This window comes from Agrococcus sp. SGAir0287 (genome assembly GCF_005484985.1).
GTDB lineage: Bacteria > Actinomycetota > Actinomycetes > Actinomycetales > Microbacteriaceae > Agrococcus.
On record NZ_CP027942.1, the window covers coordinates 157821 to 181355 of the forward strand.

At 73.0% G+C, this 23535-nt stretch carries 17 protein-coding genes; 13 read left to right on the forward strand and 4 right to left on the reverse strand.

Annotated elements, in window-relative coordinates; genetic code table 11:
- Position 1: 1 nt before the first annotated feature.
- Together C1N71_RS00760 and C1N71_RS00765 are read right to left on the reverse strand one after the other, a co-directional pair.
- A complete protein-coding gene (locus C1N71_RS00760) occupies positions 2–1237 on the reverse strand; it encodes a sugar ABC transporter substrate-binding protein (protein ID WP_137754662.1) in 1236 nt (411 codons plus the stop codon).
- Positions 1234–2223, reverse strand: a complete 990-nt coding sequence (locus tag C1N71_RS00765; RefSeq protein WP_175414035.1) for a LacI family DNA-binding transcriptional regulator — start codon at positions 2221–2223, stop codon at positions 1234–1236. The genes C1N71_RS00760 and C1N71_RS00765 overlap by 4 nt, the downstream gene beginning before the upstream one ends.
- A 153-nt stretch (positions 2224–2376) precedes the next feature.
- Here C1N71_RS00765 and C1N71_RS00770 point away from each other — a divergent pair, with 153 nt between their 5' ends.
- Positions 2377–4260, forward strand: a complete 1884-nt coding sequence (locus tag C1N71_RS00770) for a glycogen debranching N-terminal domain-containing protein (protein WP_254678047.1) — start codon at positions 2377–2379, stop codon at positions 4258–4260.
- Between the two features lie 526 nt (positions 4261–4786).
- On the opposite strand, the gene C1N71_RS00775 is transcribed toward C1N71_RS00770, so the two are convergent.
- Entirely contained in the window at positions 4787–6130 is a 1344-nt protein-coding gene (locus C1N71_RS00775) for an HNH endonuclease signature motif containing protein (protein ID WP_175414036.1), read from the reverse strand.
- 459 nt (positions 6131–6589) lie between these two features.
- On the opposite strand from C1N71_RS00775, the gene C1N71_RS00780 reads away from it, so the two are divergent.
- Positions 6590–7798 (forward strand): cysteine desulfurase-like protein, encoded by a 1209-nt coding sequence (locus C1N71_RS00780; RefSeq protein ID WP_137754665.1) that lies wholly within the window; start codon positions 6590–6592, stop codon positions 7796–7798.
- A gap of 66 nt (positions 7799–7864) precedes the next feature.
- On the opposite strand, the gene C1N71_RS00785 is transcribed toward C1N71_RS00780, so the two are convergent.
- Positions 7865–9358 carry an amino acid permease gene (locus C1N71_RS00785; RefSeq protein WP_137754666.1) on the reverse strand — a complete coding sequence of 498 codons (1494 nt, stop codon included), beginning with the start codon at positions 9356–9358 and terminating at the stop codon, positions 7865–7867.
- A gap of 144 nt (positions 9359–9502) precedes the next feature.
- Here C1N71_RS00785 and C1N71_RS00790 point away from each other — a divergent pair, with 144 nt between their 5' ends.
- The 11 genes from C1N71_RS00790 to C1N71_RS00840 all read left to right on the forward strand — a co-directional run bounded on the left by C1N71_RS00790 (position 9503) and on the right by C1N71_RS00840 (position 23534).
- The gene (locus C1N71_RS00790; RefSeq protein WP_175414037.1) at positions 9503–10393 is read left to right on the forward strand and encodes a LysR family transcriptional regulator; all 891 of its coding nucleotides are present in this window, start codon (positions 9503–9505) and stop codon (positions 10391–10393) included.
- A gap of 115 nt (positions 10394–10508) precedes the next feature.
- Positions 10509–11807 carry an aminotransferase family protein gene (locus C1N71_RS00795; RefSeq protein ID WP_137754668.1) on the forward strand — a complete coding sequence of 433 codons (1299 nt, stop codon included), beginning with the start codon at positions 10509–10511 and terminating at the stop codon, positions 11805–11807.
- The gene (locus C1N71_RS00800; RefSeq protein WP_137754669.1) at positions 11804–13288 is read left to right on the forward strand and encodes an NAD-dependent succinate-semialdehyde dehydrogenase; all 1485 of its coding nucleotides are present in this window, start codon (positions 11804–11806) and stop codon (positions 13286–13288) included. The genes C1N71_RS00795 and C1N71_RS00800 overlap by 4 nt, the downstream gene beginning before the upstream one ends.
- Position 13289: 1 nt before the next feature.
- Entirely contained in the window at positions 13290–14054 is a 765-nt protein-coding gene (locus C1N71_RS00805) for an SDR family NAD(P)-dependent oxidoreductase (RefSeq protein ID WP_137754670.1), read from the forward strand.
- Between the two features lie 34 nt (positions 14055–14088).
- Positions 14089–15141 carry an isocitrate/isopropylmalate dehydrogenase family protein gene (locus tag C1N71_RS00810; RefSeq protein ID WP_137754671.1) on the forward strand — a complete coding sequence of 351 codons (1053 nt, stop codon included), beginning with the start codon at positions 14089–14091 and terminating at the stop codon, positions 15139–15141.
- A 79-nt stretch (positions 15142–15220) separates the two neighbouring features.
- The gene (locus C1N71_RS00815) at positions 15221–16246 is read left to right on the forward strand and encodes a cation diffusion facilitator family transporter (protein ID WP_137754672.1); all 1026 of its coding nucleotides are present in this window, start codon (positions 15221–15223) and stop codon (positions 16244–16246) included.
- Between the two features lie 183 nt (positions 16247–16429).
- Positions 16430–18064 (forward strand): ATP-binding cassette domain-containing protein, encoded by a 1635-nt coding sequence (locus tag C1N71_RS00820; RefSeq protein WP_175414038.1) that lies wholly within the window; start codon positions 16430–16432, stop codon positions 18062–18064.
- Between the two features lie 21 nt (positions 18065–18085).
- On the forward strand, positions 18086–19963 hold the full coding sequence (locus tag C1N71_RS00825; protein WP_137754674.1) for an ABC transporter permease subunit: 1878 nt from the start codon (positions 18086–18088) through the stop codon (positions 19961–19963).
- Between the two features lie 25 nt (positions 19964–19988).
- Positions 19989–20663, forward strand: a complete 675-nt coding sequence (locus tag C1N71_RS00830; RefSeq protein ID WP_137754675.1) for an HAD-IA family hydrolase — start codon at positions 19989–19991, stop codon at positions 20661–20663.
- Positions 20664–20703: 40 nt separating this feature from the next.
- The gene (locus C1N71_RS00835) at positions 20704–22197 is read left to right on the forward strand and encodes an ABC transporter substrate-binding protein (protein WP_137754676.1); all 1494 of its coding nucleotides are present in this window, start codon (positions 20704–20706) and stop codon (positions 22195–22197) included.
- The gene (locus C1N71_RS00840) at positions 22194–23534 is read left to right on the forward strand and encodes an NAD(P)/FAD-dependent oxidoreductase (protein WP_254678048.1); all 1341 of its coding nucleotides are present in this window, start codon (positions 22194–22196) and stop codon (positions 23532–23534) included. The genes C1N71_RS00835 and C1N71_RS00840 overlap by 4 nt, the downstream gene beginning before the upstream one ends.
- Position 23535: the final 1 nt, after the last annotated feature.

Consider the following 23535-nt stretch of genomic DNA (forward strand, 5'->3'; position numbering starts at 1 on the left):
GCTACTGCGCCTCTGCGTAGGCGTCCTCGAGCTGCCCCTGCAGCTGCGTGAGGATCGCCTGCGGGTCGGCGGTCGCGAGGGTCGGCACGACGGTGTTGAACTCGCCGACGACCTCCGAGGCGCCCGGGAAGGCGATCGGGCTCACGGCGTACTCGGCACCGGCGACGAACGCCGCGTTCTCGGGGTAGGTCTCCGCGTACGTCGCGGCGGCCGACTCCGTCGAGGGGATGACGCCGAACGCGTCCGAGAAGGCGAGCTGCTGCTCGTCGCTCGTCAGGAACTCGACGAGGCTCGTCGCGTCGTCGGCCGTGTCGGAGCCCTCGGGGATGCCCCAGCAGTTCGAGAACGTGAAGGTGCCCTGGCCGCCCGGGCCGCTCGGCAGCTCCGCGACCTGGTAGCTCACGTCGGGGAAGTCGTTCTCGAGCGCGCCCGCGATCCACGGACCCTCGATGACCATCGCGGCCTGGCCGTTGCCGAAGGCCTCGCCGCCCCAGCCGGCGCCGAGGTCGGCGGGCCATGCGAGCGAGCCGGAGGTCAGCAGGCCCTGCAGGTAGGTGAGCGCCTCGACGTTCTCGGGGCTGTCGGCCGTGACCTCGTCGTCGGTGACGAGGCCGCCGCCGGCCTGCTCCATGAAGACGCCGACGCGCGCGTACTCCGCGCCCATCGAGAGGCCGACGGTGCCGCCGGTCGTGAGCCGCTGCGCGACGGAGGCCAGCTGGTCCCAGTCGGTGGGGATGTCGGCGTCGGTGAGCCCGGCGGCCGCCCACAGGTCGGTGTTGATCACGAGGCCGAGGGTCGAGAAGTCCTTCGGGTCGCAGATGAAGTCGCCGTCGTAGGTGAACGTGTCGACGAGCGCCGGGTAGAAGTCGCCGGCGTTGTCGAGGTTCGAGGCGTACGGCTCGAGGTACTCGTCGGCCGCGTACGTCTGGAACTGGTCCCACGACATGTAGAAGAGGTCCGGGGGGATGTCGCCGGCGAAGCCCTGCGCGAGCTCCTGGCCGAGGTCGGAGGCCGCGACGACCTCGACGTCGACGCCCGACTCCTCGCTCCACGCGTCGACGGCCGCCTGCACGGCGTTCGTCTCGGCGTCGCCGGACGAGCCGATGAGCACCTGCAGCGTGCCGGCGTCGTCGCCGCCTCCGCCGCCGCCACCCGAGCAGCCCGCCAGGGCGAGCGCGGCGACGCCCGCGACGCCTGCGACCTGCAGCGCTCGGCGCTGCCTCCTGCGATCCGTCATGATGCTTCCTTCCCATCGGCCGAGGCCGTTCGCTGTGCTGGGAGCCCCCAGCGGGGATGTGCGCGCCGATGCAGGCGCGGGGTCACGAGTCGGTGGTCGGCGTCGCCGTGCAGCAGCGACAGCACCGCGGCCGCGACGTCGCCGAGACTCTGGTCGACGCTCGAGAAGCCGAGTCCGGCGGCGACGCCGGTGTCGTCGAAGCCGACGACCGGCACGGATGCGTCGGCGCGCGCGAGGGCGCCGATCGCACCGAGGGCGAGGGTGTCGGAGGCGCACACGATCGCGGTCGCGCCGGCGGCGAGCAGCTCGCTCGCGGCCTCCTGCGCCTCGCCGGGGTCGTCGGTGACGGCGCGGTCGAGGTCGGTGGCGAGGCCCGCGACGTCCATCGCCTCGCGCCATCCGGCGCGACGCTCGTCGCCGGCGCCCGAGCCGGTCGGCCAGCCGAGGAAGGCGACGCGCTCGCCGACGGCGAGGCACGCCTCGGTGGCCTCGCGCGTGCCGGCGCGCCCGTCGACGTCGACCCAGGCGTGGTCGGGGCCGTCGGCGTCCCACGAGCGCCCGAAGGCGACGAACGGGATGCCTGCCTCGACGAGCGCGGCGACGCGAGCGTCGCGGTGGTCGGTGGAGGTGAGGATGAACGCGTCGGCGAGGCTGCGCTGCGACAGCGAGCGGATGCGCGCGACCTCGTCGTCGGGGCCGTCGGCGGTGAAGACGAGCACGTGGCGGTCGAGGTCCGCGGCCTGCTCGGTGACGGCGTGCAGGAAGCGGTCGAGCAGCACGCCGTGGATGCCGTCGTGCACGGGCTCGAGGCGCACGCCGATCGTGCGGGCGGACGAGGTGCGCAGGCGCCGCGCGTGCAGGTTGGGGGAGTAGCCGAGCTCGGCGACGGCCTCCATGACGCGCTCGAGGGTGGCGGGGTGCACGATGCGCGGGGTGTTGAGCGCGTTCGACACGGTCTGCCGCGAGACGCCGGCCTTCGCGGCCACGTCGCTCAGCGTCGCTCGCACCTCGCGCACCTCCTCGTGCATCGGGTCCGCGCCGTCGCCCGGCGCGGATTCGATCGATCCATTTGATCGTTCCAAGACGGTAGCGTACGGTGGCGGGGCACGCCACCCCTACTTGGATGACGGAGGTCGACGGTGACCGCGAGCACCCACGGCAGGCAGCCGTTGCTGCACGAGGAGCTCGTCGTGCTCCGCGCCCCCACGCAGGTCTGGTCGTCGCCGACCGGAGACCTCGGCGCCATGCCCATCCACGGCGTCTTCCACGCCGACGCGCGCGTCGTCGACGAGCTCCGCATCGAGGTCGGCGGCGAGGTGCCCGAGCCGATCGGCGCGACGGCGACGGCGTCCGAGGCGCTCTTCACGAGCGTCGCGCGCGGCATCGATGACGGCCCGACGCCCGATCCCCGCGTGCGGATCGACCGGCGGCGCGTCGTCGGCGCTGGCGCGCTCGACGAGCACGTCGCGATCGCGAACGCGCTCGACGCCGCGCTCGACACGACCGTGACGTTCGTCGTGCGCGTCGACGCGCAGGACCTGCAGGCGGTGAAGTCGGGGGTGCTCGGGTCCGAGGCGCCCGCGATCGAGGAGCGCGCGGGACTCGTCGTCGCGACGCACGAGGGCCGGCGTCTCGAGCTCGACGCATCCGGAGCCGATGTCGCGGTGCTGGGTCGCACGGTCTCCCTGACCTGGCCCGTGCACGTGCCGGCGGGCGGATCCGCCGAGGTCGCGCTGCGCCTGCGCGTGTCGGACGAAGGCCAGGTCGTCGCGCCGTACGCCGGGGCGGCGGTGCTCGAGCGCGTGCCGACGACGGGCGACGCTCGACTCGACCGCTGGGCGGCCCACGCGCTCGCCGACCTCGACGCGCTCGCGATGACGCGGCCGGGGCTCGGCGACGAGCCCTTCCTCGCCGCCGGCGCGCCGTGGTTCCTGACGCTCTTCGGCCGCGACACCCTCATCGCCGCCCGGCTGCTGCTGCCGGTCGATCGCGGGCTCGCCCTCGGCACCCTGCGAGCGCTCGCGCGCCTGCAGGGCGCGCGCGACGATGCGGCGTCGGCCGAGCAGCCGGGCAAGATCCTGCACGAGATCCGCGACGGCGTGTTCACGATGCCCGGCGAGGGCATCGTGCTGCCGCCCGTCTACTACGGCACCGTCGACGCGACGCCGCTGTGGGTCGTGCTGCTCGGGCGCGCGCTCGAGGCCGGTGCCGTGTCGCTCGACGACGTGCGCACGCTGCGCGCCGAGCTCGAGGCGGCGCTGACGTGGATGCGCGACCACGGCGACCCGGCGGGCACGGGATTCCTGCACTACCGCGACGAGCTCGGCACGGGCCTCGCGAACCAGGGCTGGAAGGACTCGGGCGACTCCATCCGCTTCCACGACGGCTCCATCGCCGACGGCCCGATCGCGCTCGCCGAGGTGCAGGCGCAGGCGTACGAGGCCGCCGTGCTCGGCGCCGACCTGCTCGACGCGCTCGACGGCACGGGTGCGGGCGACGCGTGGCGCGTGTGGGCCGCCGACCTCGCCGTGCGCTTCCGCGACCGCTTCTGGGTCGAGCGCGACGGCACGCGCTTCCTCGCGATCGCGCTCGATGGCGAGGGCCGACCGGTGGACGCACGCACATCGAACATGGGGCAGTGCATCGGCACCGGCATCCTCACGCGCGAGGAGGAGGCGCTGCTCGCCGCGCAGCTCGTGGCACCCGAGATGGCCTCGCGCTGGGGTCTGCGCACGATGGCGACCGACGAGGGCGGCTACTGGCCGTTGTCGTACCACTGCGGCTCGGTGTGGCCGCACGACACGGGCGTCGTGGTCGAGGGGATGCTGCGCGCCGGGCTGCGCTCGGAGGCGGCGGCGCTCGCGACCCGGCTGCTCGACGCAGCCGAGGCGTTCGCGTGGCGCATGCCCGAGCTCTTCTCGGGCGACGACCTCGCCGCCCCGATCGCCTACCCCGCATCCTGCCGCCCGCAGGCGTGGAGCGCGGCGGCCGTCGTGCCGGTGGCGAGGGCGCTCGCGGGCTGAGGGTGCGGTCGGCGGACGACCTGGCAACCTTGCGGCGGGCATGAGCGTGGGTCGACGTCGCGTCCGCGATGCACGGGGGTGCACCCTTCGAGGCTCGCTCCGCTCGCACCTCAGGGAGCGGTGGGAGGGGAGCGTCTGGAGTCATGGCGCCCGGTCAGGGTCGAGGCCGCGCTGAGGGACGCACCCATGACCGCTCCTTGAGGTGCGAGCGCAGCGAGCCTCGAAAGGAGCCCCGACCAGAGGTCGGAGGGACCGCCGATCGGCCGATCCACATGACCGCTCCTTGAGGTGCGCCCTTCGAGACGCTCGCTGCGCTCGCTCCTCAGGACCCGCGCAGCGAGCCTCGAAAGGAGCCCGACCAGAGGTTGGTGAGATCGCCGATCGGCCGATCCACATGACCGCTCCTTGAGGTGCGCCCTTCGAGACGCTCGCTGCGCTCGCTCCTCAGGACTCGCGCAGCGAGCCTCGAAAGGAGCCGACCCGTGGGCGGCGCGCGGAGGTCAGGCGCCGAAGCGCTCGACGACCGTCAGAACGGCATGCCGTCCTGCGGCGCCGTCTCCTCGCCCCACGGGTCGCGCGCCAGCGCCTCGTCGCGTAGGGTTCGCCGCAGCTCGGCGAACGACGCGCCGGCCGGGGGTGGTCGATCGACGTAGACGTGTCCGAGGGGCGACCGCCACCGCAGCTCGCCGGCTGCAGGCTGCCGCACCGTCCAGGCCGTCGCGTGCTTGAGCGTGTGGTGGCGGCGGCAGAGGTGGGCGAGGTTGCCGAGCGACGTCGTGCCGCCCTCCTCCCACGCGATCGTGTGATCGACGTCGTCGTCGCGGGCAGCCGCGCCGCATCCCGGGAAGCGGCATCGACCGTCGCGCGCCCGCAGCAGTCGCCGCTGCGCCGCCGTGGGTGCGTAGGTGTCGACCTCGACGACCGTGCCGCCGACCGGGTCGGTGAGCAGGCGCTCCCATGTGGCGGCGACGCCCGCGAGCAGGCGTGCCGTCTCGGGGTCGACGGGCTGGGCGCCGTCGAGCACGCCGGGCGCATCGGCGGCGCCGGTGATCGTCGTGACGGGCACGGTGACCTGCACGACGGGTCTGATGCCCGCGAGCAGTCCTGCCGTGGCGTCGAGGTCGGCGCCGTCGGCCGCGCGCTCGGCACCGTGCCCGGTCAGCAGCAGCTCGCACAGCGCGTCGGCGCGCCACTGGTCGACGGTGCGCGGGTCGTCCTTCGGCTTGGCCCGCGAGCCGTGGCGGAGACGGTGATCGATGCCCTGCGCGAGCACGGCGGGCAGGTAGGCGTAGAGGTGCGCCATGCCGTCGTCGGCGGGCGTGACGCGCACGTGGCGGTCGTCGCGCGCGCGGGCGTGCCGCTCGACGAGCGGCTGGGGCACGTGCGCGTCGGCCGCGACCCGGGCGGCCTTCGCGAGCCGAGTCGGCGTCGTCGTCTCGGCGAGCGCGACCATCTGCGTCTCGTAGTCGGTGCGGGCCTCGGCGGGGACGTCGGACGACGCCAGCACGCCGCCCGCCTCGACGATCGCGCGCACGTGGCCGCGGCCGATGCGGCCCGTCGCGAAGGCGTCGAGCACGAGCGGCCAGCCGTCGACCAGCGCCATCGCATCGGCGATCTGCCGTTCGACGGTGCCGTCGGAGACGCGGGACAGCGCGCCGATCTCGGCTGCGACGGCGCGGACCTCCATCGCGGTGCGCTCGCTGCGCCCTCCCGCGCGCTCGATCGCGAGGTGCCCGAGAGCCGCGAGCAGCCGCATCCGATGCGCCTCGAGCGCCTGCACGCCGGCGTCGACCGCGGCGAGCTGCGACAGCGCGTTGGCCTGGATGGCGTCGAGCGCGGAGGGGTCGACGCCCTGCGGCTCTCGCTCCATCGCCTGCTCCATGACCCGACTTTGCCAGCGACCACCGACATGGCGGGGCAGGTGTCGTGCACCCTTCGAGGCTCGCTGCGCTCGCACCTCAGGGAGCGGTTGGGGAGGCGCGCTTCGCGGGTCCTGAGGTGCGAGCGCAGCGAGCGTCTTGAAGGGCGCACCCCAGGGAGCGGTTCGGGGAGGGTGGCCGCGTGGGTCGGGCGGCCGCGTGGGGAGGGTCGGCTGCTCCTTTCGAGGCTCGCTGCGCGGGTCCTGAGGAACGAGCGTCCCGAGGGGCGCACCTCACGGAGCGGTTCGGGGAGAGCGGCCGCGGGGGTGGGGCGGCCGCGCCCGCGGGGTCGGGTGCTCCTTTCGAGGCTCGCTGCGCGGATCCGGGGGCAGCGAGCGTGCCGGGGCGCGCCACGTGCAGCGGGTGCGCCCGCAGCATGATGGAGGCACCCGCTCCCGAGAGGACGCCCCATGGACTTCGACGTCGCCGCCTTCCGCGAGCGCTTCCCGTCCCTCGCATCCGGCATCGCGCACTTCGACGGGCCAGGCGGCACGCAGACGCCGCGCGAGGTCGGCGCCGCGATCGCCGACACCCTCACGGGGCCGCTGTCGAACCGCGGGCGCCAGGTGGCCTCCGCCCGCGCCGCCGACGACGCCGTGACGGCGTTCCGCCAGGCGTACGCAGACCTGCTGGGCGTGCCGCCGACCGGCATCGTCCACGGACGCAGCGCGACGCAGCTCACCTTCGACCTCGCGCGGGCGCTCGCGAAGACGTGGCGAGCCGGCGACGAGGTCGTCGTGTCGCGCCTCGACCACGACGCGAACGTGCGGCCCTGGATCATCGCGGCGGAGTCGGTGGGCGCGACGGTGCGCTGGATCGACTTCGACCCCGCGACCGCCGAGGTCGACGTCGACGCCGCCAGGGCGCAGCTCACCGAGCGCACCCGCCTCGTCGCCATCACGGGCGCCTCGAACGTGCTCGGCACGAAGCCGCCGGTACGCGCGATCGCGGATGCGGCGCACGCCCTGGGCGCGCTCGTGCACGTCGACGCCGTCCATCTCGCGGCGCACGCGCCGATCGACGTCGCCGAGCTCGGCGCCGACCTGCTCGTGTGCTCGCCGTACAAGCTGCTCGGCCCGCACTGCGGCGTGCTCGCCGCGGATCCCGCGCTGCTCGACACCATCCATCCCGACAAGCTCGCGCCCTCGTCGGATGCCGTGCCCGAGCGGTTCGAGCTCGGCACGCTGCCCTACGAGGTGCTCGCCGGCGCGACGGCCGCGGTCGACGTGCTCGCGAGCCTGTCGCCGACGCCGCACGCGCACCGCCGCGACCGCATCAGCGACGGCCTGCACGCGATCGATGCGCACGAGACTCGGCTGCGCGAGCGCATCGAGCGCGAGCTCACCGCGTTCGGCGACGACGTCGTGCTGCACTCGCGGGCGAGCGATCGCACCCCGACGCTCCTCGTCACCCTGCCCGGCCGCTCGACGGCGGAGGCCGCGCAGCACCTCGCGGACCGCGACGTCGCCGCTCCCTCGGGCTCGTTCTACGCGCTCGAGCCGTTCCGCCGCCTCGCGCTGCCCGGCGACGAGGCGCTGCGCGCCGGGCTCGCGCCCTACGTCGACGATCGCGACGTCGACCGTCTGCTCGAGGGCCTCGCGGAGTTCCTCGGTCGTTGAGCGGCACCCGCTGACGCGAGCGTCGGCGCCGGCGCCGGCCGCGCCGATGCGCGAACCGACCCGGCCCTACCGCTGCTCGGCCGCCGACTCCGCCGCCTCCACCGGCACCCGCTCGCCGTCGGGGATGCCCGCCGCGCGGCGACGCTGCAGCCCGCGGCGCACGAGCGGCCAGAACAGCACGAGCGCACCCGCGGCGATGACGCTCGTCAGCACCTGCACGCGACCCGAGTCGGACAGCAGCATGATGCCGACGATGCCGATCGCCGCCGCTATGAGCACGACGTTGAGCCACGGGAACAGCCACACCTTCAGCTGCAGGCCCTCGCGCTCCTCGGCCGTCATGCGCGACCGCAGCCGCCACTGCGTCACCGCGATGAAGACGTACACGAACAGGGCGACGAGGCCCGTGGAGTTCATGATGAACTCGTAGATGCCCGACGACGGCGCGAGGAAGTTCACGAGCGTCGCGACGAGGCCGCCGATCGTCGAGGCGACGACCGCGAGCACCGGCACGCCGCGGCGCGACCGCTTCGCGACGGCGCGCGGCGCGAGGCCCTGCTCCGCGAGCGCCGCGAACATGCGCGAGGCCGAGTACGTGCCCGAGTTCAGCACCGAGATGACGGCGGTGAAGATGACGAGCTGCATGATCGTCTCCGCGCCCGGCACGCCGAACAGGTCGAAGACGTAGCTGAACGGGGCGATGACGTCGGGCGAGGGCAGCTCGTCCCACGGCACGACCGTCACGATCACGAGGATCGCGCCGACGTAGAAGAGCATGACGCGCCAGATCACGGTCTTGGCCGCCTGCTTGATGCCCTTCGCCGGATCCTCCGACTCCGCCGCCGCCATGACGGCGATCTCGGTGCCGAAGTACGAGAAGAGCACGAGCGCGACCGACGTCAGCACGACGCCGAAGCCGTTCGGCATGAAGCCGCCGTGCTCCCACAGATTGCCCACCGACATCGTGGCGCCCGGCCACAGGCCGAGCGCGAAGAGCACGCCGGCGACGAGGAAGACGACGATCGCGACGACCTTGATGCTCGCGAGCCAGAACTCGGTCTCGCCGAACGAGCGCAGCGAGATGAGGTTCGTCGTGACGAAGATCGCCAGCAGCACGAGGGATGCGAGCCATGCCGGGATCGCGGGGAACCACGCGTGCACCATGCCGCCGCCGACGACCGCCTCGTAGGCGATGACGCCGACCCAGAAGTACCAGTAGAGCCAGCCGACGACGTACGCAGCCCAGTCGCCGAGACCGACGCGGGCGTACTCCATGAACGAGCCGACCGCGGGGCGCGCCGCCGCCATCTCGCCGAGCATGCGCATGGCGAGGAAGACGAGGAGGCCGCCGATGAGGTAGGACAGCATCGCGGCGGGGCCGGTCTCGCGGATGATGTTCGCCGAGCCGACGAAGAGGCTCGCGCCGATGATGCCGCCGAGCGTGATCATCGTGACGTGGCGCGTGCGCAGCCGCTTCGTGGGCAGCGGCTCGCCACCGGCGACGGCGGCGGCGTCGCCGCGTGATCCGAGCGGGCGGTCGGTGGTTGGATCCGTGGCCACGGTGCTCCTTCTGACGCGGGAACGAGCGACATCGCTCTCAGCGATTGCTCATCGTATGCATGGGCGCATGTCGGTTCGATGACGTAGGGCCCAGGATTCCCGACCGGGATGCGTCGGCTGCGCCGACGGATCTACGCTGCAACCATGCTCGACCTCCCGCGCCTCGTCATCCTGCGCGCGGTGCAGCTGCACGGTGGCATCACCGCCGCCGCGCGCGAGCTGCAGTACAGCCACTCGGCGGTGTCGCAGCAGCTGTCGGTGCTCGAGCGCGAGGTGGGCGTGCCGCTGCTCGAGCGTCGCGGACGCACCGTCGGCCTCACGGCGGCCGGCATCGAGCTCGTGCGCAGCACCGAGGCCATCCTCGCGGCGGTCGAGCGCGCGGAGGCCGACCTCGCGAGGTCGCAGCGCGAGCCGCGCGGCGTCGTCACCATCGCCGCGTTCGCGTCGATCGCGCGCAGCGTGCTGCCGCTCGCGCTGCGCCGGCTCGCGGTCGACGCCCCGCACCTCGAGGTGCACGTCGAGCTGCACGTGCCCGAGGAGGCGGCCGTGCGGCTCGCCGCGAGGCAGGTCGACGCCGTGCTCACCGACGCCTTCCCGGGCACCGAGGTGCCGGAGGCCGACGGCATCCACGCGACGCCCCTGACGTCGGATCGCGTGCGCGGCTACCTCCCGGCCGGCACCGACGCCGCCGACCTCGCGGCGTTGCGCGAGGTGCCGTGGGTGCTCGAGCCCGTGGGCGCGGCGTCGCGGCAGTGGGCGCTGCGCGTGTGCCGCGAGCAGGGCTTCGAGCCGCGGATCGCGCACGTGTCGAGCGACATCCTCTTCCACCTGCGCATGGCGGAGGCGGGGCTCGCGGCCGCGTTCGTGCCCGACCTGGTGGTGCGGGAGGCGGCGAGCGACGCGGTCTGGAGCGACGCGCTGCCCTCGGGCGATCGCGGCATCCTCTTCCTCGTGCGCTCGGGTGCGGAGGCGCATCCCGCGCTCGTCGCGATCAGGGATGCGGTGCGCGCGGCGATCGGCGAGTTCGAAGCGTAAGCAGAACCGACGGTCGCTGGTCGGTATCGGTCGCTTTGCGTGACCGATGCGTCGCCCCTACCGTGAAGGCATGCCGCGCGCCCGAGCGCGGACGAGCCGACGGAGGTGGCCGACCATGACCCTCACCGATCCCACGACCAGCAGCGACGCCGGTGCCGTGCTCGACGGCCCCGCCCTCTGGTCCGCCCAGGCCCACATGCCCACCGTGCTCGGCAGGCAGCTCGTCATCGACCGCGGCGAGGGCGCCTACGTCGTGACGACCGAGGGCCAGCGGCTCTTCGACGGCACCGCGGGCCTCTGGCACGCCAACGTCGGGCACGCGCATCCCGAGCTCGCGCAGGCGGCGTACGACCAGATGCGCAGGCTCGAGACGTACCACGTGTTCGCGCGGTACGCGAACGACAAGGCCATCGCGCTCGGCGAGCGGCTCGCGGCCATCGCCCCCATGGAGCGTGCGAAGGTCATCCTCAACTCCGGCGGCTCCGACTCGATCGACGTCGCCGCGAAGCTCGCCCGCCGCCACTGGCAGCGCGAGGGCCGCGCCGAGAAGACGATCGTGCTGAGCCGCGACCTGTCGTACCACGGCCTCCACGCCTTCGGCACGAGCATCGCGGGCCTCCCCTTCAACCGCGAGGGCTACGGGTCCGACTCGCTCGTGCCCGAGACCGCGCGCGTCGCGCAGCACGATCTCGCCGACGTCGAGCGCACGATCCTCGAGCTCGGCCCCGAGCGCATCGCCGCGATCGTCACCGAGCCCGTCCAGGGCACCGGAGGCGTCCACCCGCCCGCTCCCGGCTACCTCGAGGGCCTGCAGCGACTGTGCCGCGAGCACGACATCCTGCTCGTGCTCGACGAGGTCATCACGGGCTTCGGCCGCACCGGCACGATGTTCGCCGCCCAGCGCTACGGCGTCGAGCCCGACCTCGTGACCTTCGCGAAGGGCGTCACCTCCGGCTACGCCCCGCTCGGCGGCGTGCTCGTGAGCCCGAGGATCTGGGAGCCGTTCTACGTCGACTCGGTCGAGACGCCGATCTTCCGCCACGGGGTCACCTACGCGGGCCACGCCACGGCGTCCGCCGTCGCGCTCGCCCACCTCGACGTGCTCGAGCGCGACGGGCTCGTCGCCCGCGTCGGCGAGCTCGAGGCGGTGCTGCGGCAGCAGCTCGACGGCCTCGCCGCGCGGCAGGCGGGGGTCGTCGACGTGCGCGTCGCCGGCCTCCTCGGTGGCGTCGAGCTCGCGCCCGAGCTCGACGCGGTGCGCGTCACCGACGCGCTCGTCGACCTCGGCTTCATCTCGCGCCCGCTGCGCGGCAACACGCTGCAGCTGAGCCCGCCGTTCATCATCGCCGACGAGGAGCTCGTCTCGTTCGTCGCCGCCATCGAGCACGCGATCATCCAGGAAGGCAACCGATGACCATCGCAGACACCACCCGCCGCGAGCTGCTCGCCGGCGACCCCGAGCGCATCGCCCGCGCCGACCGCGTCATCGCCGGCCTCGGGCTGCCGAGCACCGGCATCGCCGTCGCCGATCCCGCGACCGGCGAGACGATCGCGACCGTCGCCGACCAGGATGCGTCGGCCGCGCTCGCCGCCGTCGGCACCGCCGACGCCGCGGGCCGCTCGTGGGCGCGCACGACGCCGCGGCAGCGCGCCGACGTGCTGCACGCCTGGTACGACCTGCTGATCGCGCACCGCGACGACCTCGCGCACCTCATCGTGCGCGAGATGGGCAAGCCGCTCGCCGAGGCCTACGGCGAGGTGCAGTACGGCGCCGACTTCGTGCGCTGGTACGCCGAGGAGGCCGTCCGTCCCCGCGGCGACTACCGCGAGTCGCCGAACGGCGGGGCGCAGATCATCACGCGCCGCAGCCCCGTGGGCCTCTCGGTGCTCATCACGCCGTGGAACTTCCCCCTCGCCATGGCCACCCGCAAGATCGCGCCCGCGCTCGCCGCCGGCAACCCCGCGATCGTGAAGCCCGCCGCGCTCACGCCGCTCACGACGATCTTCGCCGTGCAGCTCGCCGTGCAGGCGGGCGTGCCCGCCGACCTCGTGCAGGTCGTCACGACCTCCTCGGCCTCGGCCTTCAGCACCGCCGTCCTGCGCGACCCGCGCGTGCGCAAGGTGTCGTTCACCGGCTCGACGCCCGTGGGCCGCACGCTGCTGGAGCTCGCCTCCGTCAACGTGCTGCGCTCGTCGATGGAGCTCGGCGGCAACGCGCCGCTGCTCGTCTTCGACGACGCCGACCTCGAGCGCGCCGTCGACGGCGCGTACGCGGCGAAGATGCGCAACGTCGGCCAGTCGTGCATCGGCGCCAACCGCATCTACGTGCAGGACGGCATCGCCGACGCGTTCGTCGAGGGGCTCACCGAGCGCCTCGCCGCCGCGACGGTCGGCAGCGGCTTCGGGGAGGCGGCCGTCGGCCCCGTCATCGACGACCGCGCCGCGACGCAGATGCAGCAGTACGTCGACGACGCCCTCGAGCACGGCGCGACGCTGCGCACCGGTGGCCACGGCTTCGACGGCGCCGGCCACTTCTACGCGCCGACGCTGCTCGACCACGTGGATCCGACGAGCCTCGTCGCCCGCAGCGAGATCTTCGGCCCCATCGCGGCGATCCAGCGCTTCGGCACGCAGGCCGAGGGCGTCGAGCGCGCGAACGACACCGAGTTCGGCCTCGCGGGCTACGTCTTCACCGAGAGCCTCGACCGCGCGTTCGACGTCGCGGATGCGCTGCAGACGGGCATCGTCGGCATCAACCAGGGCGTGCCCTCGAACGCCGCGGCGCCATTCGGCGGCGTCAAGCAGTCCGGCCTCGGCCGCGAGGGCAGCGCGGAGGGCCTGGAGGAGTACGAGAGCATCCGCTACTTCAGCCTCGCCCGCCGCGCCACGAGCTGACGTGCCCCGGGCCGCTGACGACCGCCGGGTCGCGCTCGTCACGGGCGCGACCTCCGGCATCGGCGCCGAGATCGCGCGCCGGCTCGTCGGCGACGGCTGGCACGTCGTCGTGCACGGGCGCTCGGCCGAGCGCGGCACGGCGCTCGTCGCCGAGCTCGCGCCCCACGCGACGCTGGTCGTCGCCGACCTGCGCGACGACGGCGCTGCCGACGAGATCGTCGCCGAGGTGCTCGCCGAGCGCGGGCGCCTCGACGCGCTCGTGTCGAACGCCGCCGTCGACCACGCCGCACCGCTGCTCGACGTGCCGGCCGCCGACGTGCGCGCGACGTTCGCGACGAACGCGCTCGCCGCGATCGCCATGCTGCAGGCCGCGGGGCGCGCCATGCGCGACGCCGGCCGCGGCGGCTCGATCGTGCAGATCACGTCGCGCCTCGCGTCGATCGGCGTGCCGACGATGGGCATCTACTCGGCGACGAAGGGCGCGCTGCAGTCGCTCACGACGGCGGCTGCCGTCGAGCTCGCGCCGCACGGCATCCGCGTGAACGCCGTCGCTCCCGGCATGACGCGGACGCCGCTGTACGACGAGTGGGTCGCGCGCCAGAGCGATCCCGCCGCGACCGAGCACCGCGTCGCCGCCGCCATCCCCCTCGGCCGCATCGCGACGCCCGCCGACGTCGCCGCCGCCGTCGCGTACCTCGTGCGCGACGACGCCGCCTACGTCACCGGGGTCACGATCCCCGTCGACGGCGGCTACCTCGCCCAGTAGCGCATCCAGGACCCTCCCCGACGAACGGACCGACATGACGACCACGTACCGCATCGACACCATCCCCGGCGACGGCATCGGCGTCGACGTGACCGAGGCGGCGGTGCGCTGCGTCGACGCCGTGGGCGCCGCGCACGGGTTCGCAATCGACTGGCGCGTGCGCGACTGGTCGTCGGACCGCTACCGCGCCACGGGGCGGATGATGCCGGTCGACGGCATCGAGCAGCTCTCCGACGGCGACGGCATCTACCTCGGCGCCGTCGGCACGCCGGACGTGCCCGACGACGTCACGCTGTGGGGCCTGCTCATCCCCATCCGCCGCGCCTTCGACCAGTACGTCAACCTGCGGCCCATGCGGCTGCTGCCGGGCGTGCAGGGCTCGATGCCCGGGCTCGAGGGGCTCGACGTGCTCGTCGTGCGCGAGAACGTCGAGGGGGAGTACTCGACGATCGGCGGTCGCTTCGGCTCGGGGGAGTCGGAGACGGCGATCCAGGAGGCCGTGTTCACGCGGAAGGGCATCGCACGCGTCACGCGCTTCGCCGCGGCGCACGCGCGCTCGCGCGGCGGCACCCTCGTGTCGGCCACGAAGTCGAACGGCATCATCCACACGATGCCGTTCTGGGACGAGGTCGTCGCCGAGACGGTCGCCGCCGAGGCGCCGGAGGTCGTCGTCGAGAAGGTGCTCATCGACGCGCTCGCCGCCCGGCTCGTGATGAAGCCGACGAGCGTGTCGACCCTCGTCGCCTCGAACCTGTTCGGCGACATCCTCTCCGACCTCGTCGCCGGCGTCGCGGGCTCGATCGGCATCGCACCCTCGGCGAACCTCGACCCCGAGCGCCGCTTCCCGTCGATGTTCGAGCCCGTGCACGGATCGGCGCCCGACATCGCCGGCAAGGGCATCGCGAACCCCGTCGGCGCCCTGTGGGCCGCCGCGATGATGCTCGAGCACCTGGGGGAGACGGCGGGCGCCGCCGCGCTCACGAGCGCCTTCGAGCAGGTGCTCGCCGACGGCACGGCGACGCCCGACCTGGGCGGCTCTGCGACGACGACGTCGTTCACGGATGCGGTGGTCGCGCGCCTCGGATGACGTCGATGGGCGATCGCGACACGCCGATCGTCCAAGATGAAGATTGTCAACAATCCGCAATCCGTCTATCGTCGGTCCCATGAGTGCGGGACACGACCACCACGACCACGGCCACGACCACGACCACGGTCACGCGTTCCCGGCGACGCACCCGGCCAGGCCCGAGGCGGACGGCGGCCACGGCGGCCACGGCCACAGCCACGGGCTCGACGGCCACGCGACCGCGACGGGCAAGCACCGCATGAAGCTCGTCGTCGTGCTCTGCATCACGGCGTCGATCTTCGTCGTGCAGCTCATCGGCGCGTTCATCGCGAACTCCCTCGCGCTGCTCGCCGACGCCGGCCACATGCTCACGGACGCGACCGGCGTGCTCATCGCCCTCATCGCGAGCCTGCTCGCGACGCTCGCGCCGACGTCGAAGCGCACCTTCGGCCTCATGCGGGTCGAGGTGCTCGCCGCGCTCGCGAACGGCATCATCCTCGGCGTCATCGCCGTCGTCATCGTCATCGAGGGCATCAAGCGCTTCGGCACCGAGGTCGAGGTCGCGGCGGGCCCCATGCTCATCGCGGCGATCATCGGCGCCGCCGCGAACCTCGTCTGCCTCCTCATCCTGCAGTCGGGGCAGAAGGAGAGCCTCAACGTGCGCGGCGCCTACCTCGAGGTGCTCGGCGACCTGCTCGGCTCCGTCGCGGTCATCGTCGCCGGCATCATCATCCTCATCACCGAGTGGTACGTCGTCGACCAGCTGGCCTCCTTCGCGATCGCCGCGATGATCGCGCCGCGCGCCTACAGCCTCCTGCGCGACGTGCTGCGCGTGCTGCTCGAGGCGACGCCGAAGGACGTCGACCTCGACGCGACGCGCACCCACATGCTCTCGGTGCCCGGCGTCGTCGACGTGCACGACCTGCACGCATGGACGATCACCTCGGGCGTCAACGCCCTCTCGGCCCACGTGGTGCTCGCCGACGAGATCGGCACGGACGAGTTCCACTCGATCCTCGACGAGCTGCACGCCTGCATCGGCGCGCACTTCGACACCGACCACTGCACGCTGCAGCTCGAGCCGCTCCGACACGTCTCGCACGAGGGGCTGCAGCATGCGTGACGCGGGCCGTGCGGCGCTGCTCGGAGCGTCGCTCGGCGTCGCGCGCGACGACGCGATCTCGCTCGCGTTTCGATCATGTGACAAAGGGCGCGGATTGTTGACAATCTGCATTCGGCGCGGATAGCGTCCAGACCACGTCCTCCTGCAATGGCGCAGACCACGACAACGGCTCACGAGGTGAACATGCACAAGCTCGACGTCACCGATCTCCGGATCGCGATCGGCGGTCGCACGATCGTGGATCGGATCTCGTTCTCGGTCGCCCCCGGCCAGCGCGTCTGCCTCCTCGGCGAGTCCGGCTCCGGCAAGTCTCTCACCGCGGGCGCCGTCATCGGCCGCCTCCCCTCGCACGCCGTCGTCGACGGCAGCATCACCGTCGGCGGCACCGAGGTGCTCGGCGTCGCAGCCTCCCGCCGCCCCGACCACGCGCGCGTCGCCACCGTATTCCAGGACTCCGCCGTCGCCCTCAACCCGCTCGTGCGCATCAAGGACCAGCTCGTCGAGCCCCTGCGCCGGCACCGCGGCCTGACGCGCAAGGAGGCGACGCAGGCGGCGATCGACCTCGCGGAGTCCGTCGGCCTGCCCGACCCCGCCCGCACCGTCGAGCTCTTCTCGGCCGAGCTGAGCGGCGGCCAGCGCCAGCGCGTCTGCATCGCCCTCGCCCTCGCCTGCGACACCGGCCTCCTCGTCGCCGACGAGCCGACGACCGCGCTCGACGTCGTCACGCAGAAGCGCGTGCTCGACGTGCTGCAGACCTACACCGCCGGTGAGCGCACGCCGTCGCTCCTCTTCATCACCCACGACTTCGGCGTCGCCGCCGAGCTGTGCACCGACGCCGTCGTGATGCGCTCCGGCGAGGTCGTTGAGCAGGGGCCGCTCTCGACGCTCTTCACCGCGCCTCGTCACGAGTACACGCGCTCGCTCGTCGCCGCCGCGCGCGCCGCGACGCTCGAGCCCGCGACCGCCCGGCTCCGCGAGGAGCCCGCCGTCGCCGCCGAGCCCGAGCGCGCGACCTTCCTCGACGTCCAGGGCGTCGGCAAGACGTACGTCGTCCCCGGACGCCGCCTCTTCAGCTCGCCCGAGGAGCGCGTCGCGCTCGAGCCCACGAGCCTCACGATCGAGGCGGGGGAGCGCGTCGGCATCGTCGGCGTCTCCGGCTCGGGCAAGACGACGCTGCTGCGCCTCATGCTCGCCATCGAGTCGGCCACCACCGGCGAGATCCGCTGCGAGGGCACCGACGTGCGCCCCGGCCCCGTGCGCTCGCTCGCCTGGTACCGGCGCAAGGTGCAGTACGTGCCGCAGGACCCCGCGAGCACGCTCGACCCGCTCATGACGGTCGAGGCGCTGCTGCAGGAGCCGCTCGTGCGCCTGCGCGTCCCGGGCGACCACGCCGCCATGGCCGCCGAGGCCCTCGAGTCGGTCGGCCTCGACGAGGGCTACCGCCGCCGCCGCGTGCACGAGCTCTCCGGCGGTCAGGCGCAGCGCGTCGCCATCGCCCGCGCCATCGCCACGCACCCCGACCTGCTGCTCGCCGACGAGCCCGTCAGCGGCCTCGACCTCCCGATGCGCGAGTCGATCGTCGGCCTGCTGCAGGAGATCTCCCGCACGCGCGGCACCGGCATCGTCGTCGTCTCCCACGACCTCTCGATGGTCGCGAGCCTCTGCGAGCGCACCATCGTCATGCACGGCGGCGCCGTCATCGAGGACCAGCCCACGCTGCAGGTGCTCACGGCGCCGCAGCACGAGCGCACCCGCGACCTGCTCGCATCCATCCCCTCCCTCGATCGCGCGACGCCGCAGCTGGTCGGCGCCGAGTAGGCACGCGAAGGAGACAGCACCATGGCACTCTCGACCTCCCCCAGCCTCGTCGGCCCCGTCGGACGCCGCCTGCGGCTGCCGCTCGGCACGGGCTCCGCCCTCATCTCGGGCGCCTCGCGACTCGTGACGATCCTCGCCGTCGTCTTCCTCCTCGGCGTGCTGCCGCTGCTCTCGGGCCGCGACGTCGCCGTCTCCGTCTTCCGCTCGCGCTACGCGGAGGGCGAGATGACGCCGGAGGCGCTCGAGTCGATCCGCCGCGAGCTCGGGCTCGAGGGCGGCGTCCTCAGCGCCTTCCTCACCTGGCTCGGCAACGCGCTGCAGGGCGACCTCGGCAACTCGTGGACGACGCGGCAGCCCGTGCTGCCCGCGGTGCTCGAGGCGCTCGGCAACTCGCTCATCCTCATGCTCGCGGCGCTCGTCGTCGCGACGATCCTCGCGACGCTGCTCACGATCCCCACGATCCGACGCGGTCTGCAGGGCAAGCCGGCGCGCACCGGCGGAGGCGTCGCCGCCGTGTTCACGGCGCTGCCCGAGTTCCTGCTCGCCGCCGTGCTGCTCGTCGTCTTCGCGGTCTACCTCGGCTGGCTGCCGCCGTTCGGCTGGCGCGGGCCGCAGTACGTGGTGCTGCCGGCGCTCGCGATGGGTCTCACGGCGGGCGGATTCCTCGGCCGCCTCCTCTCCGACGCGCTCGCGAGCACCTTCAGCGAGCGCTGGGTCGCCACGTGGCAGGTCGCCGGCTACTCGACGCCGCGCATCGTGCTCGCGGCGCTGCGGCGCACGATCCCGGGCGTCGCGGCGCCCATGTCACTCATCCTCGTCGGCATCACGGCGGGCGCCGTCGTCGTCGAGGAGGTCTTCGCGATCCCCGGCATCGGCCAGACGACGCTCGCGGCGGCCCAGGCGCAGGACATCCCCTCGCTGCAGGCGGGCGTCATCGTGCTCATGCTGCTCGCCGTCGCGTTCGGCATCGGCGCGGCGCTGCTGCGCCGGCTCCTGCTCGGGCCGGCCCTGCGCTCGAGCTCGATGCCGACGCCCGTGCCACCCGCGCCGAGCAGCCGCTGGGCGTTCGTGCTGCCTGCCGTCATGCTCGCGCTCCTCGTGCTCGTCGCCGTCGCCGGCCTGCCGCGCGACCCGTTCTCCGTCGCGTTCGACCGGCTGCAGGCGCCCAGCTGGGAGCTGCCGCTCGGCGCCGACTCCAGCGGCCGCGACCTGCTCGCGCGCATCTCGCACGGCGCGCTCTCGACGCTCGGCACCGGCGCGATCGTCGCTGCCGTGTGCTTCGTCATCGGCATCGTCGTCGGACTCTTCCCGCGCATCGGCGTCGGTCCCATCGAGGTCACGAACGCCGCCCCGCCCATCCTCGCCGGCCTCATCACCGCCGCGATCGTCGGCCCCTCGGCGCTTGGCGCCGCCATCGCCGTCACGGCGGTGAGCTGGTCGCCGCTCGCGGCGCACACGGCGGCGCTCGTCGCCGAGGTGAAGGCGCAGCCGCACGTGCGCATCGCGCCCGTGCTCGGCGTCGGCCGCGTCAGGCTCATGCTGCGCTACGTGCTGCCGAGCGTCGTCGGCCCCGTCTTCCGCCACGCGTGCCTGCGCCTGCCGGGCATCGCCCTCGCGCTCGCCGCCCTCGGCTTCCTCGGGCTCGGCCCGCAGCCGCCGGAGTCCGACTGGGGCCTCGTGCTCGCCGAGGGCATGCCGTACGTCGAGCGCTCGCCGCTCCTCGTGCTCGTGCCCGCAGGCAGCCTCGTGCTGCTGTCGGTGTTCGCGGTGTCGCTCTCGAGCATCACGGTCGACCTGCGCCGCGGTCGCCCGCGCATCAGCCGTCGCCGCCGTGCGCTGCGCTCGCGCGTCCACACCGGACCGGCGCCCACCGTCGTCGTCCCGACCTCCGTCTCCTGATCCTCGCCACCGAAAGGCCGTGTCCATGACCGTTCAGCTGCCCCGCCCGACGTACATCTCCTTCGACGTGATCGGGACTCTCATCCACTGGGAGATGCGCAAGACCGTCGAGCCGATGGTGGCGGATCTGCTGCCTGCCGACCGCATCGAGGCGTTCTTCGACCGCTTCCGGCTCGATCGGTACGACGAGATCATGGAGTACCGCCCCTACGGCGAGATCATCGACCGCTCGTTCCGCCGCACGTGCGCGCGCTTCGGCATCGAGGTGCAGGACGGCTGGGTCGAGACGATCCTGCGCGACCTCATGACGTGGGGCCCGCACGCCGACGTGCCGGCGCCGCTGAAGACGATGTCCGAGCACTTCCCGCTCGTCGCGCTGTCGAACGCCGACGACCTGTACGTGAACACGTTCGTCTCCCGACTCGGCGCCCCGTTCCACCGCGTGCTCACCGCCGAGCAGTGCCGCGCCTACAAGCCCCGCCACCACGCGTTCGACTTCATGCTCGAGCAGCTCGACGCGACGCCCGACCAGTTCCTCCACATCTCGTCGCACCAGCTCTACGACCACGTGCCGATGGCCGAGCTCGGCTTCACGAACAAGGTCTTCCTCGACCGGGGCTACGACCCCGACCTGCCCCACTACGGCGCCGTGCGCATGACCTCGCTCGACGAGGTCAACCGCGCCCTCGGCATCGCCTGATCCCTCCCCACGCACCGCACAGCACCGAAAGGCTCGATCCGTGACCAAGCTCCGAGGCCGAAGGGCCACCGCCATCGTCGCCATCGCGACGTCCGTCGCGCTCGCCGCGACCGCCTGCGCCACCGACGCAGGCGCCGAGGGCGACGACCGCATCTCCGTCGCCATGATGCAGCCGCCCAAGGCCAGCATGAACCCCTTCAGCGACGACGCCTTCAAGCTCTCGCGCTGGAGCGTCGGCGAGACGCTCGTGCAGCTGAACGACGAGCTCGGCATCGACCCGATGCTCGCGACCGACTGGGAGCAGGTCGACGACCTCACCTGGACGTTCGAGCTGCGCGAGGACGTCGTCTTCCACGACGGCACGGCGATGGATGCGGAGGCCGTGGTGAACACGCTCGACCGCGCCGCCGCCTACTCGCCGCCGCCGCGCGTGCTCAACGGCATCACGATCGACGCGGAGGCGACGGGCGAGTACGAGGTCACCATCACGACCGACTCCCTCGACGCGCTCCTGCCGAACCGCCTCGCGAGCCCCCAGCTGTCGATCCTCGCCGCCTCGGCGTACCTCGACGACGGCTCGGTGACGCCCGTCGGCACCGCCACGGGCCCGTTCGTGCTCACCGACTTCAGCAGCACGGAGGCGACGCTCGACCGCTTCGACGACTACTGGGGCGAGCCCGCCGCCATCGCCGGCATCGACGCCTACTTCGTGCCCGACGGCACGGCGCGCGCCGGCTCGCTGCGCGCAGGCGAGGTCGACCTCGCCGAGAGCATCCCGGTCTCGCAGGTCGAGCTGCTCGACCCCGCGATGGTCAACGAGGTGCTGCAGCCCCGCACGACGTTCCTGACGCTCAACAGCGCCAGCGGACCGTTCACCGACCCGGCGGTGCGCGCCGCCGCTCGCGATGCCATCGACACGGACTCCATCGTCGAGGGCGTCTACGAGGGCTACGCCGACCCGGCCGTCGGCCTCATGGGCCCGGCCATCCCGTGGGCGGCGGAGCTGCGCGGCGACGTCGAGTCGGGCATCGAGCCCGCGGCGATCGAGGGCACGCCCATCACGCTCGCGACGTACACCGACCGCGCCGAGCTGCCCGAGATCGCCGTGCGCCTCGAGCAGCAGCTCGAGGACGCCGGGTTCGACGTCACGCAGGACGTGCGCGAGTACGTGAACATCGAGGCCGACCTGCTGGCAGGCAGCTTCGACGCCGCGATCGTCTCGCGCAACAGCCTCCTCGACATGGGCGACCCGCTGTCGTTCATGGCGCAGGACTTCACGTGCGACGGCGGCTTCAACATCTCCCAGCTGTGCGACCCCGCCGTCGACGCCCTCGTCGACACGGCCCTCGGCCTCCCCATCGGCGAGGAGCGGCAGGAGGCGACGATGGCCGTCGAGGCCGCGATCATGCAGCTCGACGTCGTCGTGCCGCTCGTCCACGACCGCGTGGTGCAGGGCGAGGCGAACACCTACGTCGACATCCTGCGCGACCCGATCGAGCGCCGGCTCATCACGGTGGAGACGCACCCCGCATGAGCACCCACGACGCCACCATCCCCAGCTCGCCGACCTCGAAGGACCCCGGCACCGTGAAGATGCACTCCTACTGGCTCGACACCGCGACCCCCAGCGGCGACTACACGCAGACGCCGCTGCCGAAGGAGGTCGACGTCGCCGTCGTCGGCGCGGGCTTCACCGGGCTGTCGACCGCGTACCACGCCGCGAAGGCCGGCAAGTCGGTCGCCGTGCTCGAGACGAACACCGTCAACTGGGGCGCGTCGGGCCGCAACGGCGGCATGGCGACGACCGGCCTCGCGATCGGCTTCCGCACCGCGATCAAGCGGTACGGCGAGCAGCGCGCGATCGGGTACTTCCGCGAGTACAACGCGGCGATCGACCTCATCGAGGACCTCGTGCGCGAGCACGACCTCGACGTCGACTACGCGCGCACCGGCAAGATGAACCTCGCGTGGAAGCCCTCGCACCTCGAGGGCCTCAAGCAGACGGCCGAGGCGCTGCACCGGCTCGTCGACCAGCCCGTGCGGATCGTCGAGCGCGACGACATCCGCTCGGAGATCGGCTCGGACGTCTACCACGGCGCCATGGTCGACCCGCTCGGCGCCGGCATGCACGTGGGCAAGTTCGGGCACGCGCTCGCCGGCCTCGCGGTCGACGAGGGCGCGACGATCCACGAGCACGCCGAGGTCGTGGGGCTCGAGCGCAAGGGCAGCACGACCGTGCACGACATCCAGACGTCGCGCGGCACGCTGCGCGCCGGCAGCGTCGTCGTCGGCACGAGCGGCTACACGGGCAAGCCCTTCGGCTGGCAGCAGCGGCGCATCATCCCCGTCGGCAGCTTCATCGTCGTCACGGAGCCGCTGCCGCAGGAGGTCGTCGACGAGCTGCTGCCCAACCGTCGCATGGCGTCGGACACGAAGAACTTCATCTACTACTTCCGGATCACGCCCGACAACCGCCTCCTCTTCGGCGGCCGTGCGCGCTTCGCGCTCTCGGACCCGTCGCAGGACCGCGAGAGCGGCGAGATCCTGAAGAAGGCGATGCACCGGATCTTCCCGCAGGTGCGGCAGGCGCGCATCGACTACATGTGGGGCGGCCTCGTCGACATCTCCATGGACCAGATGGTCCACGCGGGCGAGCGGAACGGCGTCTTCTACTCGACGAACTACTCCGGTCACGGCGTGCAGATGGCGAACTACATGGGCAAGGTCATGGCCGACGTCGTCGCGGGCGAGACGCACCGCAACATCTGGCGCGACCTGAAGCACCCGTGGATCCCCGGCTACTTCGGCAAGCCGTGGCTGCATCTGCGTGCGGGTGGCGCGTACTACGCGCTGCAGGATCGGCTGAGCTGAC

What these genes read in the sequence shown, in the direction of transcription:
- C1N71_RS00800 (WP_137754669.1), top strand. Translation starts at nt 11,804, where the DNA reads ATGACCATCGCAGACACCACCCGCCGCGAGCTGCTCGCCGGCGACCCC.
- C1N71_RS00775 (WP_175414036.1), bottom strand. Translation starts at nt 6,130, where the DNA reads ATGGAGCGAGAGCCGCAGGGCGTCGACCCCTCCGCGCTCGACGCCATC.
- C1N71_RS00825 (WP_137754674.1), top strand. Translation starts at nt 18,086, where the DNA reads ATGGCACTCTCGACCTCCCCCAGCCTCGTCGGCCCCGTCGGACGCCGC.
- C1N71_RS00820 (WP_175414038.1), top strand. Translation starts at nt 16,430, where the DNA reads ATGCACAAGCTCGACGTCACCGATCTCCGGATCGCGATCGGCGGTCGC.
- C1N71_RS00790 (WP_175414037.1), top strand. Translation starts at nt 9,503, where the DNA reads ATGCTCGACCTCCCGCGCCTCGTCATCCTGCGCGCGGTGCAGCTGCAC.
- C1N71_RS00840 (WP_254678048.1), top strand. Translation starts at nt 22,194, where the DNA reads ATGAGCACCCACGACGCCACCATCCCCAGCTCGCCGACCTCGAAGGAC.
- C1N71_RS00780 (WP_137754665.1), top strand. Translation starts at nt 6,590, where the DNA reads ATGGACTTCGACGTCGCCGCCTTCCGCGAGCGCTTCCCGTCCCTCGCA.
- C1N71_RS00795 (WP_137754668.1), top strand. Translation starts at nt 10,509, where the DNA reads ATGACCCTCACCGATCCCACGACCAGCAGCGACGCCGGTGCCGTGCTC.
- C1N71_RS00815 (WP_137754672.1), top strand. Translation starts at nt 15,221, where the DNA reads ATGAGTGCGGGACACGACCACCACGACCACGGCCACGACCACGACCAC.
- C1N71_RS00830 (WP_137754675.1), top strand. Translation starts at nt 19,989, where the DNA reads ATGACCGTTCAGCTGCCCCGCCCGACGTACATCTCCTTCGACGTGATC.
- C1N71_RS00810 (WP_137754671.1), top strand. Translation starts at nt 14,089, where the DNA reads ATGACGACCACGTACCGCATCGACACCATCCCCGGCGACGGCATCGGC.
- C1N71_RS00760 (WP_137754662.1), bottom strand. Translation starts at nt 1,237, where the DNA reads ATGACGGATCGCAGGAGGCAGCGCCGAGCGCTGCAGGTCGCAGGCGTC.